The organism is Streptococcus sp. 5004, from assembly GCF_013276755.1.
Classification (GTDB): domain Bacteria; phylum Bacillota; class Bacilli; order Lactobacillales; family Streptococcaceae; genus Streptococcus.
On sequence record NZ_VMLP01000009.1, the window covers coordinates 1 to 18,042 of the forward strand.

The 18,042-nt window shown below is 38.5% G+C and carries 18 protein-coding genes; all 18 read right to left on the reverse strand.

Going from position 1 to position 18,042, the window contains the following annotated elements:
* Positions 1–231: 231 nt before the first annotated feature.
* Complete coding sequence (locus tag HT685_RS03925) at positions 232–1,533, reverse strand: ABC transporter permease (protein ID WP_173227067.1); 1,302 nt, start codon at positions 1,531–1,533, stop codon at positions 232–234.
* Entirely contained in the window at positions 1,502–2,185 is a 684-nt protein-coding gene (locus HT685_RS03930) for an ABC transporter ATP-binding protein (protein WP_173227069.1), read from the reverse strand. Before HT685_RS03930 ends, HT685_RS03925 begins: the two co-directional genes overlap by 32 nt.
* The gene (locus tag HT685_RS03935; RefSeq protein ID WP_173227071.1) at positions 2,166–3,374 is read right to left on the reverse strand and encodes a hypothetical protein; all 1,209 of its coding nucleotides are present in this window, start codon (positions 3,372–3,374) and stop codon (positions 2,166–2,168) included. The genes HT685_RS03930 and HT685_RS03935 overlap by 20 nt, the downstream gene beginning before the upstream one ends.
* An 11-nt stretch (positions 3,375–3,385) precedes the next feature.
* A complete protein-coding gene (locus HT685_RS03940) occupies positions 3,386–3,970 on the reverse strand; it encodes an ATP-binding cassette domain-containing protein (RefSeq protein ID WP_000861995.1) in 585 nt (194 codons plus the stop codon).
* A gap of 389 nt (positions 3,971–4,359) precedes the next feature.
* Complete coding sequence (locus tag HT685_RS03945) at positions 4,360–4,650, reverse strand: hypothetical protein (RefSeq protein WP_138704848.1); 291 nt, start codon at positions 4,648–4,650, stop codon at positions 4,360–4,362.
* A gap of 153 nt (positions 4,651–4,803) precedes the next feature.
* Positions 4,804–5,724 (reverse strand): XRE family transcriptional regulator, encoded by a 921-nt coding sequence (locus HT685_RS03950; protein ID WP_173227073.1) that lies wholly within the window; start codon positions 5,722–5,724, stop codon positions 4,804–4,806.
* 123 nt (positions 5,725–5,847) lie between these two features.
* Positions 5,848–8,499, reverse strand: a complete 2,652-nt coding sequence (gene adhE, locus HT685_RS03955) for a bifunctional acetaldehyde-CoA/alcohol dehydrogenase (protein ID WP_173251830.1) — start codon at positions 8,497–8,499, stop codon at positions 5,848–5,850.
* 299 nt (positions 8,500–8,798) lie between these two features.
* Positions 8,799–9,209 (reverse strand): MORN repeat-containing protein, encoded by a 411-nt coding sequence (locus tag HT685_RS03960; protein WP_000429317.1) that lies wholly within the window; start codon positions 9,207–9,209, stop codon positions 8,799–8,801.
* Positions 9,196–9,639, reverse strand: a complete 444-nt coding sequence (locus HT685_RS03965) for a low molecular weight protein-tyrosine-phosphatase (RefSeq protein WP_173227077.1) — start codon at positions 9,637–9,639, stop codon at positions 9,196–9,198. The genes HT685_RS03960 and HT685_RS03965 overlap by 14 nt, the downstream gene beginning before the upstream one ends.
* 46 nt (positions 9,640–9,685) lie before the next feature.
* On the reverse strand, positions 9,686–9,985 hold the full coding sequence (yajC, locus tag HT685_RS03970; RefSeq protein ID WP_173227079.1) for a preprotein translocase subunit YajC: 300 nt from the start codon (positions 9,983–9,985) through the stop codon (positions 9,686–9,688).
* Positions 9,986–10,101: 116 nt separating this feature from the next.
* Positions 10,102–12,078: a transketolase gene (gene tkt / locus HT685_RS03975; RefSeq protein WP_173227081.1), complete on the reverse strand. Its 1,977-nt coding sequence runs from the start codon at positions 12,076–12,078 to the stop codon at positions 10,102–10,104.
* Positions 12,079–12,193: 115 nt separating this feature from the next.
* Positions 12,194–12,817: a ribonuclease P gene (locus HT685_RS03980; RefSeq protein ID WP_173227123.1), complete on the reverse strand. Its 624-nt coding sequence runs from the start codon at positions 12,815–12,817 to the stop codon at positions 12,194–12,196.
* Positions 12,818–12,867: 50 nt separating this feature from the next.
* The gene (gene jag / locus HT685_RS03985) at positions 12,868–13,854 is read right to left on the reverse strand and encodes an RNA-binding cell elongation regulator Jag/EloR (RefSeq protein ID WP_000260004.1); all 987 of its coding nucleotides are present in this window, start codon (positions 13,852–13,854) and stop codon (positions 12,868–12,870) included.
* A 17-nt stretch (positions 13,855–13,871) separates the two neighbouring features.
* Positions 13,872–14,696: a membrane protein insertase YidC gene (locus tag HT685_RS03990; protein WP_261059677.1), complete on the reverse strand. Its 825-nt coding sequence runs from the start codon at positions 14,694–14,696 to the stop codon at positions 13,872–13,874.
* A complete protein-coding gene (gene rnpA / locus HT685_RS03995) occupies positions 14,671–15,042 on the reverse strand; it encodes a ribonuclease P protein component (protein ID WP_173227087.1) in 372 nt (123 codons plus the stop codon). Before rnpA ends, HT685_RS03990 begins: the two co-directional genes overlap by 26 nt.
* A gap of 149 nt (positions 15,043–15,191) precedes the next feature.
* A complete protein-coding gene (locus HT685_RS04000) occupies positions 15,192–16,382 on the reverse strand; it encodes an acetate kinase (RefSeq protein ID WP_173227090.1) in 1,191 nt (396 codons plus the stop codon).
* Between the two features lie 49 nt (positions 16,383–16,431).
* A complete protein-coding gene (locus HT685_RS04005; RefSeq protein ID WP_173227092.1) occupies positions 16,432–17,385 on the reverse strand; it encodes a class I SAM-dependent methyltransferase in 954 nt (317 codons plus the stop codon).
* A gap of 60 nt (positions 17,386–17,445) precedes the next feature.
* Positions 17,446–18,033, reverse strand: coding sequence for a class I SAM-dependent methyltransferase (locus HT685_RS04010; RefSeq protein ID WP_173227094.1), 588 nt, complete (start codon positions 18,031–18,033; stop codon positions 17,446–17,448).
* Positions 18,034–18,042: the final 9 nt, after the last annotated feature.

Consider the following 18,042-nt stretch of genomic DNA (forward strand, 5'->3'; position numbering starts at 1 on the left):
ATCTGAAACGCTTTCAGATAAGGGGATTTTGTGCGCTCTTTTTTTCGATTCATTTTGGTTACAAAAGCAATAAAATCAAGCATGATTAAAACCAGTGGAACTTACCCTGACACGGATTTCCACTGGTTTTTACGATTTTTATCAGACTAACTTCCACTTGGATTAACGGTGGAAGTTAGTTTGGGAATTCACCAGTTTCTTTTTTAAACTGTAAATCAAGGAAATCCCTTACTATTCATATCGTAGCGATTCTACAGGATCCATTTTACTAATTTTACGTGCTGGGAAGTAAGCTGATACATAACCAAGTAGTAGAGCGAAAGCTAGAGTTCCTAAAACAGATAACAAATTTAATTCAAAAACCTTAGTGATGGATGGGTAAAAGTGACTTACAATCGCATTCGCCAAACTTCCCACCCCTTGTGCAACCGAAAATGCCAGCAGCAAGGCGATACCTACAATCCAGATAGCCTCGTAAATAAAAATTCCTTTGACATCACGATTTTGATAACCAACTGCCTTCATGACACCTATTTCCTTAGAACGTTGCATGATATTGATGTAAATGATGATACCAATCATGACTGCCGCTACCACAATAGCTTGTGATGAAAGCACAATCAACAATCCCTGAATGACACGAATAAAAGTAATCACAATATCAAGAACCTTCTGTTGGGAAAGAACAGTATACTTCTTGTTTTTCTGCAATTCTTCTGTTATCGCTTTTGTTTGTGATGGATCTTTGAGTTCCAAGATAAAATAAGATACAGCTTTTGTAAATCCAGCCTCCTTCAAAATCGTTTCCATTTGATGAGACGGCATGAAACTGTTACTGTCCTCCAGGTCATCTTCATCATTGATTACACGTACAATCTTTGTTTGAAATTGAGCAGTCTTGCTAGCTTCAGCATCATTTTCTACAATGCTGGCTGAGACTGATTTGCCAATAATATCACTAGCTGTCAGATTTTTTCCTGTCTGTTCATTCCAATTTTTTAGTAAACTGCTTGGAATCGTCAATCCCTGTTCATTTGCATCAGTATAGAGGGAACCAGCCAATACTTTGTCCGCCTCATTACTACTAACAGAGATACTTGTATCCTCATAGAGACTCACCACTTGAGCATAAGAAGGCATCGTTTGACTCAGATCCATTTCTTGACCATCTATAGTCATATTTGACATGATCATCCCAAAAGGACTCTCCAAATATTTAATAGTTTCTTTGCCAACTGTATCCGTGATATAGTTCTTATCATCTTGGTTCAAAAAGCCTCGTCCAACATTTTTTGTGTTTAAAGCAATCTGAACTTGAGAAGGGATTTGACCTCCATTCGTATTTTCATCAATCATCGAAATCAAAGCATTTCCCAAGCCGAAAGAAATTAAGACTCCTACAAAACCGATTGAGGTTGCTAGCGCAATCAATAGGTTACGCCACTTTCTTTCCATAAAGTTATTTAAAGAAAGTTTGAATTTGTTTTTCAATGATAATCCTTTATTTTTTGACTTCTTCAACGACTTCACCATCCTTCATTTTGATAATCACATCTGCATATTCGGCAACCTCTGGATTATGGGTTACGATCAATACTGTTTTCCCTGTTTGGGCTAAATTTTTAAATACTTCCAATACCATTTCTTGGGATTGAGAATCCAGCGAACCCGTTGGCTCATCTGCTACAATCATATCAGGCTGATTCACCAAAGCACGCGCGATTGCTACACGTTGCTTTTGCCCGCCAGAAAGCTGTTTAACATTTTTAGCCATAAAAGGCTCCATGCCCAAGTTACTTAATTGCTCCTTTGCAACCATTGTCATCTCCCTGTCAGATAAATCTTTGACATAGAGAGGTAGCTTGACATTGTCCAAAACAGACTGATGAGGAATGAGGTTAAAGTTTTGAAACACAAATCCAATCTTATCTTTACGAAATTGAGTTAGTTCAATCTCTGATAAGTCACGGAGGGATTCCCCTTTAAACTCTAAATCTCCTTCATATTGTCTATCTAAACCGCTGATGATATTGAGTAGACTGGTTTTGCCACAGCCTGATGGACCGTAAATCGCTGTAATTTTACCTTTTGCAATCTGCAGGTTAACATTTCTTAGAGCCTGCTCTTGATGTTTACCGTCCAAAGTGTAAAACTTTGAAATATTTTTAATGGATAAAATGGACATGATTATCTCCTTTAATTACTTTTGACAACATATGTCGATATAAACTACAATAAATAATACTGATATAAACTATATTTAACAATATCAAGCCCCATAAACCAAATAGTTTAATTTGATTGAATAATAAGCAAACCATAACTGGTACGAAGCGAATAATGTACAACGTTATCCTTGTATTTATAGGAATTGAAAAAGCATCTAATTCTTTCGCATTCTTGAAATGATACTTTCTAAATATAATTATCTCTAACATTTGTATCCCTTGGCATAAAAAATATGCTAGAGAAACTCCGAAAAGAAATAGGGAAATATCTATAAAACCGTACCCCAGATAATTTAAAAAGAAATATAGCGAGATCGACGGAACTAAAATACTAATAAAATTTAAAGACCAAATTCTTTTTTTTATAAACTTATTAAGATTAACCCCCACAGCCTTCAGATAAGGGAAGTCCTTATTTAAAGTAAGAAAATAAAAATTTATCCCTTTATTGCTAAAAAATACTGTCCCTGAAAATAAAGCTGTGTTCAATATCATCGCTTTATTCGAGATATCAATTCCTAAAAAATCTGGTAAAACCAACCACATGAACATAAACATAAAAGTTGAAAATACAGGTATAGTCATCGCTTTAAACACCGTCAAACCATCAACGACAGATAATAAATAGGTCATACTAAACGATTTTTTAAACCTTGTCCTAACATACCTGATTTTCGATATAAAAAATATACTATTAAGTAAAAAAACAAGTAGGCACGCAAATATTCCTAAAGAAATATCATAGAAAAAAATAACTACTAAGATTGGAGAAACTAGAATTAAATTCTTTAAAAATACTATATTCCAAAATTCTCTCCCTGTGACATTGAAAAATATCCTCATTGTACTCTCTGTTTTAGTTTTTAAAACATAAATATTTTCATAAATTATTCCTAATAACAAAATTGCAGGAACAAGTATTTTTACTAATTCAAAGTATGATAGGATACCCAAAATTTGATTTTCACTTAATAGCTTATAAACTTCTTGTTTAGCAAAACAAAATATAAAAATCAAACTAACAGATGAAAGAAAATATTTGTAAGTCGATTGAAGCAACGATAATTCCTTGACATTATTCGAATCATTCCAGTATCCCTGTCGAGATAGGAATAATAGAGTAATAGAGTAATAAAACTTTTCCATATAACTTTCCTCTACAAAGAAATAATCTGATCAACTGTCGGTAAAATTTCTTGCCTCTCGTGACTTACAATAATGAAGTGTTTGCCTAGATTTATCTTTTGCTCCATCAATTGAAGCAGATTTTCAACCGAAATTTGATCTAAACCTGATAAAGGTTCATCCATAACATACAAGTCCGAATCCAATAAAAACGCTGCTATAAGCATTACTTTTTTCTTTTCTCCTAATGACAATGATTGAATTGTTTGTGTCATTAATTTCTCATTCAAATAAAATTGTTCTCGTAATTCTCTTAACCGTTCTTCGAACAAATTTGTTTCAATAAAAAATTGTTTCTGTAAAAATCCGAATAATAAATTAGGAGATAAACCAATGAAATAGTTGTCCGAAGAATCTGGAACATAGCTAACTTTTTCTTCAGAAATCAATGAGCCAGAATATGGTTGAACAATTCCTAGTAATACTTTCAATAATGTTGACTTTCCTGAGCCATTTTTTCCAGTAATCAGTGTAAGACCTGAATTTGAAGTATCAAAAGAAATATTGTTAAACAGTATCCGACTATTTATCCTATACGAAATGTTCTCTACTTTCATTTTTTCTCCTTTTATATTATAATTAAAATAGTTGATAGTTATGTCTATAATCTTTTTGAGAATGCCCATTTTCAAACTGAGACATAACTATCAATTATTTTTTTATATTAATTTCTAATTTTACTAATATTTTATGTAAAAATCAACTCTGTTCTATTAATTTCTAAACTAGAACCACTGTTTAACCCAGCCCCAAATTGCTGTTAAAATCCAGTCAATAATAATCCATCTGATAATTCTCCATACGAAACTCCACATAATAATTCCTCCTATTTACTAAACCATTGTTTAACCCAGCCCCAGATAGCTTCCCATAGCAAACTAATCAGAATCCATTTTACAATTTTCCATACCCAACGCCACATATTTTATTTCTCCTTTTTAAATTTCTATTTTAATTTTCTAAAAAAATCAAAATCTCTAAATGTCCTGTTATTCTCCAACGTCATATCAAGTCCCTCATTTACTTCTCGTACAATAATAAGTGCATTTTTTTCTATTCCAATTATGGGATAGATTTTTAATCTTTTAGACTTTATTGTGATCAAATCCAATAAATAGCCGTTAACTCTTATTTCTACTTGAATAAGATTTGATAGTGTTTGTCGAATGAGCAGTACATCTCCTACTTCTGACATACCAGTCAATAAAACATTGTTTATTCTTTCAAATTCTAGCATGTCATTCCTCTAAACTCAAGTCCACCACCCACCCGTGATAAATAGAAAAATCATTATTTTAATCATAGTAAATTCCTTTCTCTTTATTATGAATCCATTGTAACAAAAAAGCGACATTTCCCCAATGACAGAAATGTCACTCCTATAAATCATTTAATAATACCTTTCTAAGTCTTCGCTCCATTCCTTATCTAAACTAACGAGTAACTTCTCATTACCAAACATCCTCGCCATCATTTTTGCTTCTTCATACTTTTGTTTGGCTGTATCATAATCGGTCTGAATATAATATTTCCACTCCACCATCAAGACAATCGGTTGCTTTTGGAAATCTCGTGTTTTTTGTCCTATTTTATTTAAGGTCTCGACTGCCCTCTTAAAATAATGAAACAGCCCCATAATTTCTATACAAGCTAAAGAAGCTAACAAGGAATCTCTAAGTAAGTCCAAACAATCGAACTCTATCTTATCAACCTGAGAACTTAGTTTGTCATGAAAACAAAGAATGGTTTCATGCTCAGATTCTTTTATCTCACCCACATTTAAACCATCCATTAACTGACAGTTGAAATACAGTCTCAGTTTCAACAAGTCCTCGGCTTTATATACATCTCTGGATAGTAAATCTTGAAGACCGTCTTCAATCACACCACTTCCGTATAAGGAATTACTAGTCGCTCTCACTGCATCTATAGCTTGAAGACAATCCACTAGCACTTTCTCATCACGGGGCAGGTCATCATAAAAACACTCAAAAATCTCATCAAAATATTCTTCCTTTTGTTCCTGCAACTCCTCGTCTCCATAGTCAGGATGATGTAAAAGAAAGTACTTTAATTCTTGGTAACGCTTGGGTAATTCCTTATAATCTGGCATCAAGACGTAGGACGGAATTTCTAATCGTTCTGCAATATATTCTAGTGTTTTTATCGTCGGGCGAAATTCTCCTTTTTCAATCCGCACCAACTGACGCACTGATAATTCAGACTCATCCCCGCAAAAAACTGGACGACTAAGTCCTTTCTCCTCTCTTAAAAGTCGCACTTTATCCCCTAACTCATTTATCTTGTTCATTTGCCCCTCGCATGATTATTAAAGATTTGATTTTCAAATAAATATATGCGATGATTATACCATTTTTCAAATAGAATTACAAAAAAAGAGACAGGATTTCTCCTGCCTCTAGGCTGATAACAATTATTTACGGCGTCCTGGTCTTTCTTTGTAGCCATAGTAAGAATCTTCGATGATTTCTTGCATATGGTCAACCATTGGAAGACGTGGGTTAGCTGGTGAACATTGGTCTTCATAAGCAAGGAAGGCTAATTCACGAGAATGTTCTTTCCATTCTTTTTCATCAATTCCTTGTGCTTTGAAGTTCATTTGGATACCTACGCGCTCACCAAGTTCGTAGACAGCTTTTGCGTAAGATTCAACCCCTTCTTCTGGTGTAGAAGCTGGAAGGCCAAGCATACGTGCGATATCTTGATATTTTTCATCTGCACGGTAGTAGTTATACTTAGGCCATGTTGCTGTCTTAGCTGGACGTGTACCGTTGTAGCGAATGACATATGGAAGCAAGATAGCATTCGTACGACCGTGGATTGTGTGGAATTGCGCACCAATCTTATGGGCCATTGAGTGAGAAATACCTAGGAAGGCATTAGCAAAGGCCATACCAGCGATTGTTGAAGCGTTATGCATTTTCTCACGTGAGTGGAAGTCTGCATTCTTAACTGAGCTTTCAAGGTTTTCGAATACAAGCTTGATGGCTTGAAGTGCAAGTCCATCAGTGTAGTCGCTAGCCATTTGTGATACGTAAGCTTCAGTCGCGTGGGTCAATACGTCCATACCAGTGTCCGCAGCAACAAATCCAGGAACTGTCAATACCAAGGCAGGGTCTACGATTGCCACAGTTGGTGTCAATGAGTAGTCAGCGATTGGGTATTTACGGTTGTTTGCTTTATCAGAGATAACGGCAAATGGTGTTACTTCAGATCCTGTACCAGATGTAGTTGGAATCGCGATGAATTTAGTTTTCTTACCAAGCAATGGGAATTTGAAGGCACGTTTACGGATATCCATGAATTTTTGAACAAGGTCACGGAAGTCCACTTCTGGTTGTTCGTAGAAGAGCCACATTACTTTAGCAGCATCCATTGGAGATCCACCACCGAGAGCGATGATTGTATCTGGTTTGAAGGCACGCATAATCTCAGTACCACGGTTTACAGTTGTGATATCTGGATCTGGTTCTACATCAGCAAAGATTTGGTAAACAACCTTATTGCGACGAAGGTCAAGTTGCTCGATGATACGATCAAGGAAACCAAGCTCTACCATGGCATGGTCAGTAACGATCATGACACGTTCAACGTCACGACATTTTTGAAGGTATTGAATTGAATCACGTTCAAAGTATGTTTTTGAAGGAAGTTTCATCCATTGCATGTTATTTCTCCGTCTTCCGACTTTTTTGATATTCAAGAGGTTAATGGCACTAACGTTATCCCCAACTGAGTTGCGTCCGTAAGAACCACATCCAAGTGTCAATGATGGCAAGAAGGCATTGTAAACGTCCCCGATACCACCGAAAGTAGAAGGTGAGTTACAGATAACACGAATAGCTTTAACAGCTTTACCAAATTCTTTAGTTAATTCTTCATCAGCTGTGTGGATGGCTGCTGAGTGCCCAAGACCGTTAAATTCAACCATTTGACGAGCCTTAGTAATACCATCTTCACGGCTTTCAGATTTCAAAACTGCGATAACTGGTGACAATTTTTCACGAGTCAATGGCTCATTTTCACCAACTTCTTTACATTCAGCAGCAAGAATGTTTGTTCCTTCTGGAACTGTAAATCCTGCTTGTTCTGCAATCCAAGTTGCTGGTTTACCAACGATGTCAGCGTTCAATTTTGCACCAGCACAGTTTTTGCTGTTTGCTTTGACGCCGAAGCAGAACTCTTCAAGAAGAGCTTTTTCTTTTTTGTTTACAAAGTAAGTGTGGTAAGATTTGAACTCTGCTACAAATTCATCGTAAATTTCTTTATCAATGATAACCGCTTGTTCAGATGCACAGACCATACCGTTATCAAATGATTTAGACATGACGATATCGTGTGCAGCTTGGCGGATGTTAGCTGATTTTTCAACATAAGCTGGAACGTTTCCGGCACCTACCCCAAGAGCTGGTTTACCACATGAGTACGCAGCCTTTACCATGGCGTTACCACCTGTTGCAAGGATTGTCGCAACACCTTCGTGGTTCATAAGGGCACTAGTTGCTTCCATAGATGGTTGAGTAATCCATTGCACACAGTTTTCAGGAGCCCCAGCTGCGATAGCTGCATCACGAACGATTTGAGCTGCGTGAGCTGATGACTCTTGAGCTGATGGGTGGAAGGCAAAGACGATTGGGTTACGTGTCTTCAATGAAATCAATGATTTGAAGATTGCTGTTGATGTTGGGTTTGTTGTTGGAGTGATACCACAGACAACACCGACCGGTTCAGCAATAAGAGTCAAACCTGTTACATCGTCTTCTTCAATAACACCAACTGTTTTAGTGTGGCGCATGTTGTTCACTACGTGTTCACAAGCAAACAAGTTCTTAGTTGCTTTATCTTCAAATACACCACGTCCTGTTTCTTCAAAGGCATGTAAAGCCAATTCTCCGTGGGCATCCAAAGCTGCTACTGATGCTTTGGCAACGATGTAGTCAACCTGCTCTTGATCCAACTTACGCATTTCTTCAAGAGCAACTAAAGCTTTTTGCACCAAGCCATCGACATGCTTTTCAGCAGCGAGTTTCTTTTCCTCTGGTGTCACAGTTTTTTTATCAGCCATATTTTCCTCCATAGCTTTCAAGGATTTAATCCTTTGTTAATTTTTTCACAAGTTTATTATAACGCATTATTTCAACTTTGTAAACAGTTTCATAAACATTTCACAAAGAATTTTTAGTTCCTTGTGAAATGTTTGTCATTTTCTTTTCTTAGCAAGCTTTTTCTTTAAAGTTTGTGAAATTTATTTCAAATGTTTTTTTATTTCACAAACTTGCTTGGAAGAGGAACTTGGAAAGATAGGGATTTACAGGTAAGCGCTTACTTAAACATTCTAACAATACCTCCTTTGATAAGGAGGCTTTATTTTTGTTGAAAAACGCCTTGTTTAAAAGTCCCTTCATAAACGACTTCTTGTTCTGTTGTTAGTTTTCCTTTTCCTTCAGCCTGACCATTTACAAAATCACCTTCGTAGGTCCAGCCTTCTTTAGATTGAAAGGTACCTTTTCCGTTGAAGGCTCCATTGTTGAAACCACCTGTATATTGGTCTCCATTTTGGAAGGTAATGGTACCTTGCCCATTCATTTTACCACGGACAAGACTGCCATCATAAACAATCGTTCCATTATCGAGTTTTAGAACACCTTTTCCGGGAATATTTAGAAAAAAGACGAGTACAGCACAAAAAACAATGGCAACTACTGCTAAAAGCTCGAGACGTGGACGAGTCAGATACACTCGATACTTTTCGTAAAAATTCTTAAGATTTTCCATCTTCACTCTCCTTTTCTAAACGTTCTAGCCAAACTTGACAGCCCTCTTGAACACGTCGATAGGTTTCCTCAAAATCTCCTGTATACCAAGGATCTGGAACACTTTCAGATGCAAATGAGTAAATCTTATCTTGACAGTCTACTGGACACATCTGACGTAAGTCAGAAACATTTGAAGCGTCCATTCCGATAATATAATCAAAGGCTTCAAAATCTTCCTTACTAATCTGAAGCGATGTTTTGGCTTTGTCGTAAGGAATCTGATACTGTTGAAAAATCCCTTGAGTTCCCTTATGAATCGGATTGCCGTGTTCCCAAGAAGAAGTTGCTCGACTTTGGATTTCGTAGTTATCTGTCATTGATTTCATAACAAACTCGGCCATAGGACTACGGCAAATATTTCCCAGACAGACAAAGACTAATTTTTTCATCCCATTTCCTTTCTTTTATAGAAAAACGGGAGTTCGTAATCCCGTCTTATTTTTCAATTGCGCCTTCTAGTGAAGCTGTGTCTTTCAGCGGTAATACGGTCTTGATAGCAGCTAGTTCAAAAGTCAAGTAAACTCCATCTACGTCAAGAACAATTGTTCCCTTCTCCGTATCTACTTCATCGACTGTTCCGTAAAGTCCACCGATTGTAATCACTTCATAGCCTTTTTGTAGTTTATTCAAGCTTTCCATACGTTTTTGTGCTTGTTTCTTTTGAGAACGTTGCGTAAAGAACATCAAGCCCACCATAAGGGCTAGCATGATTAAAAATGTATAATTTGGATTCATTGTCTTCTCCTTTGTCTTTTACATAGGACTACTATATCAAATTTCAGCTACTTTTACAAGATTGTACCTTGCTTTTCTAGTAATAAAAACCAGAGCATGCGCCCTGATTTTTAGGATTATTTCAAGTTTTGAACGACTTTTACAAGATTTTCTACAGTAAAGCCATATTCTGCCAATACTTTTGGTGCTGGGGCAGAGGCTCCGAAGGTATCAATACCGAGAACGGCACCATCGAGACCAACATATTTGTACCAGTTTTGACTTGCACCCATTTCGACTGCAACACGACGGCGGACTGCATTTGGAAGAATCTCTTCCTTGTAAGCTGCATCTTGTTTATCAAAGACATCTGTAGATGGCATGCTGACTACGCGGACTTTTGCGCCTTGACTAGCCAATTCTTTGGCAGCTGAGACAGCAAGATTGACCTCTGAACCTGTCGCAATCAAGATGGTATCAAAGTCTGCTGCATTTTCATAGACAACATAGGCACCTTTAGCAACCTTGTCGAAGTCTGTTCCATCTTCAACAGTCAAGTTTTGACGTGTCAAGACAAGGGCAGTTGGTGTTTTCTCACTTGTCACTGCAAGGTACCAAGCTGCTTGAGTTTCACGCGCATCTGCTGGACGGAAAACATTTAGATTTGGCATGGCACGAAGACCTGCTAAATGCTCAACTGGTTCGTGAGTCGGACCATCTTCCCCAACTGCGATTGAATCATGGGTAAAGACATAAGTCACAGGAAGACCTTGCAAGGCTGACAAGCGGACAGCTGCCTTCACATAGTCAGAGAAGACGAAGAAAGTTCCACCGTATACACGAAGTCCACCGTGAAGGGCCATCCCGTTCAAGATAGTTCCCATTGCAAATTCACGAACACCAAACTGAATGTTACGGTTCAAGCGATTGGCATCGTCTTGAAGTCCGTCAGTCTTGATATAAGTCATGTTTGAGTGAGCTAGGTCAGCTGATCCACCCAAGAAAGTTGGCAATTTAGCAGCTACAACGTTCAAAGCATCCTGACTCGAGTTACGAGTTGCTTGAGAAAAACCATTTTCTAAGACTGGGAAGTCTGCTGGAGTCACGTCGACTGGATCACGTCCGTCGATGATGGCTTCTACTTCTGCAGCCAATTCTGGATGAGCTTCTTTATAATCTGCAACTAATTTTGTCCAAGCTTCATAAGCTGATGCGCCACGGTCTACAACATGTTCTTTGAAATCAGCATAAACTTGTTCTGGGATTTCAAACGGCTCGTAGTCCCAACCAAGTGCTTGGCGAGTTGCTGCAGTTTCATCTGCTCCAAGAGGAGCACCGTGTACAGCATTCGTTCCTTGTTTGTTTGGAGAACCATATCCAATAACCGTCTTCACTTCAATCAAAGATGGTTTGCCTGAAGCTTTAGCTGCTTCGATAGCAGCATGGATTGCTTCCAAGTCTGTTCCATCTTCTACCAAGGCAGTATGCCAACCGTAGGCATTGTAACGGTCACGAACACTTTCTGTGAAGGAATCTTTTGTCTCACCATCCAAGTTGATGTCATTTGAATCATAAAGAACAACCAACTTATCCAGTTTTTGCAAACCTGCGTATGAAGCTGCCTCGCTTGAGACACCTTCCATCAAATCTCCGTCCCCACAGATAACGTAAGTATAGTGGTCAAAGATATTGTAGCCTTCGCGGTTATACTTAGCTGCCAAGAAACGTTCTGCTTGGGCAAAACCAGTGGCAGTTGAAATCCCTTGACCTAGAGGACCTGTCGTAGCATCAATCCCTGCCGTATGGCCAAATTCTGGGTGACCTGGTGTTTTTGAACCCCATTGACGGAAGCTCTTGATCTCATCCATACTAACATCTTCAAAACCAGAAAGGTGAAGAAGGGCATAAAGGAGCATTGAACCATGACCAGCTGAAAGAATAAAGCGGTCGCGGTTAATCCAGTTTGGTTGTGCTGGATTGATACGAAGTTGTTTTGTAAAGAGGCTGTAAGCCATCGGAGCTGCTCCCATAACCACACCTGGGTGACCTGAGTTGGCTTTGTTGATAGCGTCAATACCTAGGAAACGAATTGCATTAACAGATAGATTTGACATAGAATTTCCTTTCTATTTGAGGTGATTATTGAATCACACATTCTATTTTACTATTATATGAAAAAATACATAGAATAGCAATTAAACAATTCGACGTAAATAAGTATTCTATTTGCTACCCTCTGGTCGCCTGATAGTAGGGAAGTAAGCGCTCATAAGCTTCATCTAATTTTTCTAAAATCACTTCCAATGATTGATTTTCAATAAAAGAAACATCTGCCTTAACTAGCACTTTTCGGACTTCCTGATTGGATAGTTTATTTCTTAAAATTTGACGATTTTCTTCGTTCGCCTCCCACCGTTGACTTTGACCATCAGAGTAGACTAGATAATAAATCCCTTCAACGGTTGGAATTTCTAAAACCTTGGCTTGCTTGCCTAGAGTTTGCTCATCTTTCTTGCGCTCGATGAAACTGACTTCTAGTGAGACTCCAAAATCAGAAGAACTTCCATATAAACGTAAGGCTATCATAGGTTCTGCCACTTGTCCGTCTCTCTGTAGATAAACCCAAAAATGTGGTCGCAAACGCTGCGCTTGGTTCATCCACTGGCTAGTCTGTTGAAGTTGCCATTCTGGATGGCTTGCTTGAAAGGCTTTAGCCAGTTCTGTAAAAGCCTTTCGAGCCTCTTGGCCTTTGTGGCGCAATTCCAGCATTTTCTCTCGCTCTGCTCCTGCTTTATCAGGATTACGGTACTGGATCCCTGCAAAGTCTAAATAATCTCTTAACTTATTCAACATCTGTTTCATCTCCTCTAGCTAGCAAAAAATCAGGATAAACCTGATTCTACTTATTCTGTATCTACAACGACATAGCGATTTGGCTCGTCACCCTCAGAGTAACTAGTCACGCCATCCATACGTGAAATAATACGATGAATAATCTTGCGTTCACTATTTGACATAGGATCTGTTTGATGACTACGTCCTTCTTCTAAAACACGAGTCGCCAATTTTTGAGCATAGGTCTGCAAGACTTCTGCACGGTGTTCAACATAATCATTGACATTGATTGTAATGTAGAAGGTTCTTGAATAGCGGTTATAAAGATAATTTTGAGCCAATAGTTGCAAGGCTTTCAAGACTTTACCGTGGTAGCCGATAATACGACCTGGTTCGTTAGTGTCAATTTGCAAATTGATACTACGACGGTTATAATCATTTGAAAGCGTGGCTTCAACATCCATGTCATCCACAATCGCTTGAACATAGGCAGTCACATCCGTAGCCACCTGGGCAATATCAAAGCTCGGCTCAACTTTCAAGCCCATCTCTGTCAAGTCTTGATTTTCAGTTTGGTCTTGCTCAGTTTCAAGGTCATCAGCGCCCGCTTCTTCCCTCATCGCTTCCTCGATTTGAAGTTCATTTAAAATCTCAATGTGACCAGTTTCTTCTAAGATAGTGCTGGCATGTCTTTCATGTTTTAAGATTTCAGCCTTGACTTCATCAGAAATACCTTGGCCTTCCTCTTCAATCTTTTTAATTGCTTCTACAACATGACCCAAATCAACAGTTGCTTCACTGACTGTTTTAACAGGCTCATTCAAATCATTAATTTGCTTTGGAACTCCCTTTACAGCTTGTTGGTTTGCTTTTACAACTGTCGTTTCACTAATAGCATCGATATCCACTTGGGCTGGTTTTTTACCAAATAAACCAAGAAATCCTTTTTTCTCGCGAGAAATGACTTTGATATGAGCCTTCATTCTTGGAATATCTAATTCTTTCAATCCTTTCTGGATTGCTTCTTCAACAGTTGAACCTGTAAATACTACCATTACCAGATTCCTCCTTATTATTTCGTTTTCTGAGCCTTTTTCTTGGCTTTTCTTTTTCTATTTTCCAAATCTTTCTGTGCCTGAACTACCGCCTCTCGCTCTGCGATAATCTTGAATGGATTATTCAAGAAATAGGTTTGCAAGACTTGATAAGCATTAGACACTGTCCAGTATAGGGCGACTCCACCTGGCGCATAAACTGCAAAGATAAAAATCAAGACCGGAATACCGTACATCATCGCAGTCGTAGCTCCATTACGCTCAGACAAGGCTTTGTTGGACAGCCAAGTACTTAAAAAGGTGAATACTGCTGCTAAAATCGGAAGAACAAGGGTTGTATCCACACCACCAAGGTTAATCCATAAGAAATGACCTGTCTTTAAAAAGTCAACTCTTGATAGAGCTTGGAACAAGGCCAAGATAACCGGCATCTGAATCAAAATCGGCCAAAGAGAATCTGACTGTCTGACACCCATTTCTTTAAAGACTTTACGCATTTCTTGCTCTAGCTTGGTTCTGCTTTCCATATCTCGGCCTGGATATTGTTCTCGCAGCGCCTTAATGCGTGGTTGAGCTTCCTGCATTTTTCTAGAAGCCACCATTTGCACTTGAAAGACTGGCAAGAGCACCGTACGAATCAAGACCGTAAAGAGAATAATCCCCACTCCGATACTGATATCAAACGATAAAAAGCGAATGATTTCCGCAAAGAAGTAAACAAATTTACTCCAAAAATCAGCCGATTCGGCTGTAATATCGCTAGTTGTCCCATTTGTTGCACAGGCTGTCATGATAAATAGGGACAGACCTAACAAACTAGTCAGCTGTAGTTTCTTTTTCACTCCCATTTCCTTCCTGGTAAATCTTTGATAACTTTAATACGTGGAGTAGATTTTTCTCCATCTCTGCGTATTCCAAGGTTTCAACCCCTTTTCGAGCAATGACAACAAAGTCTACATCTTCTACCAGACTCCCTTTTGCATTCTGGATAATATGTCTAATTCGTCGCTTGATTTGATTTCTAGTGACGGCATTCCCCAGTTTTTTGCTAACTGATAGACCTACTCGAAAATGGTTTTTCTGGTTTTCTAATTGGTAGACAACAAATTTGCGATTGGCAAAACTTGTCCCTTCCTTGAAAATTGCCTTAAAATCTTTCTCTCTTTTTACACGAAAGTTTTTCTTCAAAACTCAACTCCATCTATTAAATTACTACTATTATACCATATTTTTCAAAAAAGCCAATCATAGCAAGGTTTTGGACAATTTCATCAGAAAAAGAAGCTGGAAAAATCTCTTTCCCAACTTCTTGTACGGAATATTTTTACTAGTTTTGCTTATTTTTTCAAGCGTTCAACGTCACGGGCAATGACCAATTCTTCATCAGTTGGAATAACCAAAACACGGATCTTCGCTGCCTCTGTTGAGATGTCTCCTGTCACACCAAAGACGTTCTTTTCTGGATCAACATCACAGCCAAACCAAGAGATACCTGAGATAACATCTTCACGTACATCGGTTGCATTTTCACCAACACCTGCTGTGAAAACAATGGCATCTGCTCCGTTTAGTACTGCAAGGTACTGACCGATATGTTTTTGGATACGATCAATATAGATTTCATAGGCCAAGGTAGCATCATGATCTCCTGCTTCTTTCGCAGCAATCACATCACGCATATCACTAGATTTACCTGAGACACCCATAAGCCCTGATTCACGATTAAGGACGCGACTAATGTCTTCAGGCGTGTTAAAGTCCTCTGTATATTGCATTAAATAAGGAATAATAGCTGGGTCAATATCTCCTGTACGTGTTCCCATCATCACACCACCAAGTGGAGTGAATCCCATTGAAGTATCGACAGATTGACCACCCTTAACAGCTGTAATAGAAGCACCATTACCGATGTGGCAAGTAATCAATTTCAAGTCTTCTAATGGACGGCCCAAGAGTTTTGCAGCTTCTCCTGCTACAAACTGGTGACTTGTACCGTGGGCACCATATTTACGAACCTTGTTTTCTGTGTAATATTTTGTTGGTAGAGGGTAGCGATAAGCTTTCTCTGGCATACTTGTGTGGAATGAAGTATCAAAAACAACTACACTGGTAATGTCTGGCAACAATTCCTTGAAGGCACGAACACCTGCTGCATTGGCTGGATTGTGGAGAGGAGCCAATAAGCTCAACTCTTCAACTTTTTCTAAAACATCCCCCTCAACAACTGTTGATTCTTTGAAATATTCTCCACCGGCAACAACACGGTGTCCAACACCTGTAATCTCATCATAAGCCTTGATAATGTCGAAACGAATCAAGTCATCCAATAAAATTTTAACAGCTTGTGTGTGATTTTCGATATCCAAAATTTGTTGTTCAGAACGGCCGTCAAATTTTACAGTTGAAATTGAATCTTTCAAACCGATACGTTCAATCAAACCTTTCGCCAATACTTTTTCTTCTGGCATTAAGTATAATTGCCATTTCAAACTTGAACTTCCCGCATTGATTGCAATTGTTTTTGTCATAACATGATACCCCTTTTAAGCGTTTTCATCTATTATAACAAAATCTATTTTATATTTCAGTACCTTGAGTCCATTTTTGAAAATTTTCTTTAAATTTCATTAAAACACTTGCATCTTGTAAGCTAGCAAGTGGATAAATAAAAGGCTCTACTGCTATTTCATTTTTCTTCTGTAGGATAAAAATAGTCTTAGATTGTTTAGCATTAGCAAAGAGATTTTCAGGCAGACTGATCATGGCAACCAGACTTGCCTCCTCTTTCAACCAGCCTTTCAACAAATCACTTTGAGGACTGGTCAACAAATCACTCGGTGCTAGAAAAATAGCGTATCCGTCTGACTTGAGGTACTTAAGTCCTTGTTCCATGAGCAAGTGATGGGCGTAGGTATGTTCTTGGCTAGAAGCAACTTGATGGCGCGACGCAACGGCATCATCAGGATAATAGCCAACAGGCAAGTCGCTGATGACCACGTCGCTTTCTTTGAGCATTTGTGGACGAACGGCATCTCCTTGGACAAAACCAGCCTGCAAACCAATTACATCTGCCATGCTAGCTGCCAAATCAATCAGCAAATCATCCACTTCCATTCCCAAGTAATCCACCTTTTTATCAAGCGAGGTCAAGAAAGTAGCACCTAGAATTCCCATCCCAGAACCCATTTCGAGGATCGTAATCTCCTCCTCTTTAAACAACTCTTCCACAATAAACACCAAAAGTAAAGCAATGGCATCTGGTGTAAACTGGTGATTGGCCTGTAGGGGCTCTGTCTGCCCAGCCTTCATCAAGAGAAACTGGTAGGTCTTGAGCCATTCTTCTTTGCGTAGTGCTAAACGCTTAAGAGCCTGATTGTTCTCCTTGACCTGATTTAGCTCAGTCTCGCCATCCAGATAGATGCTATTTTGCTCCACTAAGGCGTCATAAAAGTTGGTCGCCAAATCACTTTGGATGACTTGGACATTCTCTAGTAAATAGGTATAAGCTTGTTCAATTTTTTCAAAATCCATATTCCTATCTTATCAAATTTCCCTTCTTTTTTCCATCCTTATAGAAAAATCACTCCCTGACTAGGCGAGTGATTTTTGGGCTACTGTTAAAAAGAGTTCTGAGTAATTTCCTTGAAACAGGTCTTCAGCGCTATAGAGTATCTGACTATGTACAGATGAAAAACCAAACTGGGCTAGCTTGTTTTCCAGTTCAACCAATTCAAATCCATGATGGTTAGCTTCTGTCTTGGTAAAATCAGCAAGTAGGAGTTGTCCATCTTCCTTCAAATGTTGATGAAACAGTGAGAGAGTCGCATCCAAATCAGGCATATGGTGAAGAACCCGACTAACAACAATGCAATCAAACTCTTGCTCCAAGGGATTTTCCAGTAAATCTTGCTCCAAAAACTGGATATTCTTGATGTCTTGCTGCTCCGCTTTCAAGCGAGCTTGCTCCAGCATTTTCTCCGAAATATCCACCAGTGTTACAGATTGAGTTTGTTTGGCCAGAGGCAAGGCTAATAGCCCAGTCCCTCCACCGAAATCCAAAATTTCTTTGTCTGATAGAAGATCAATCTGTTTCTCGACTGCTTGACAAACCAAGTTTGCAAGGAAGATATTTTTAGGTGAATCAAAAGTTTCTGCTTTGTGGTTAAAATCATGTTTCATATCTTTAGT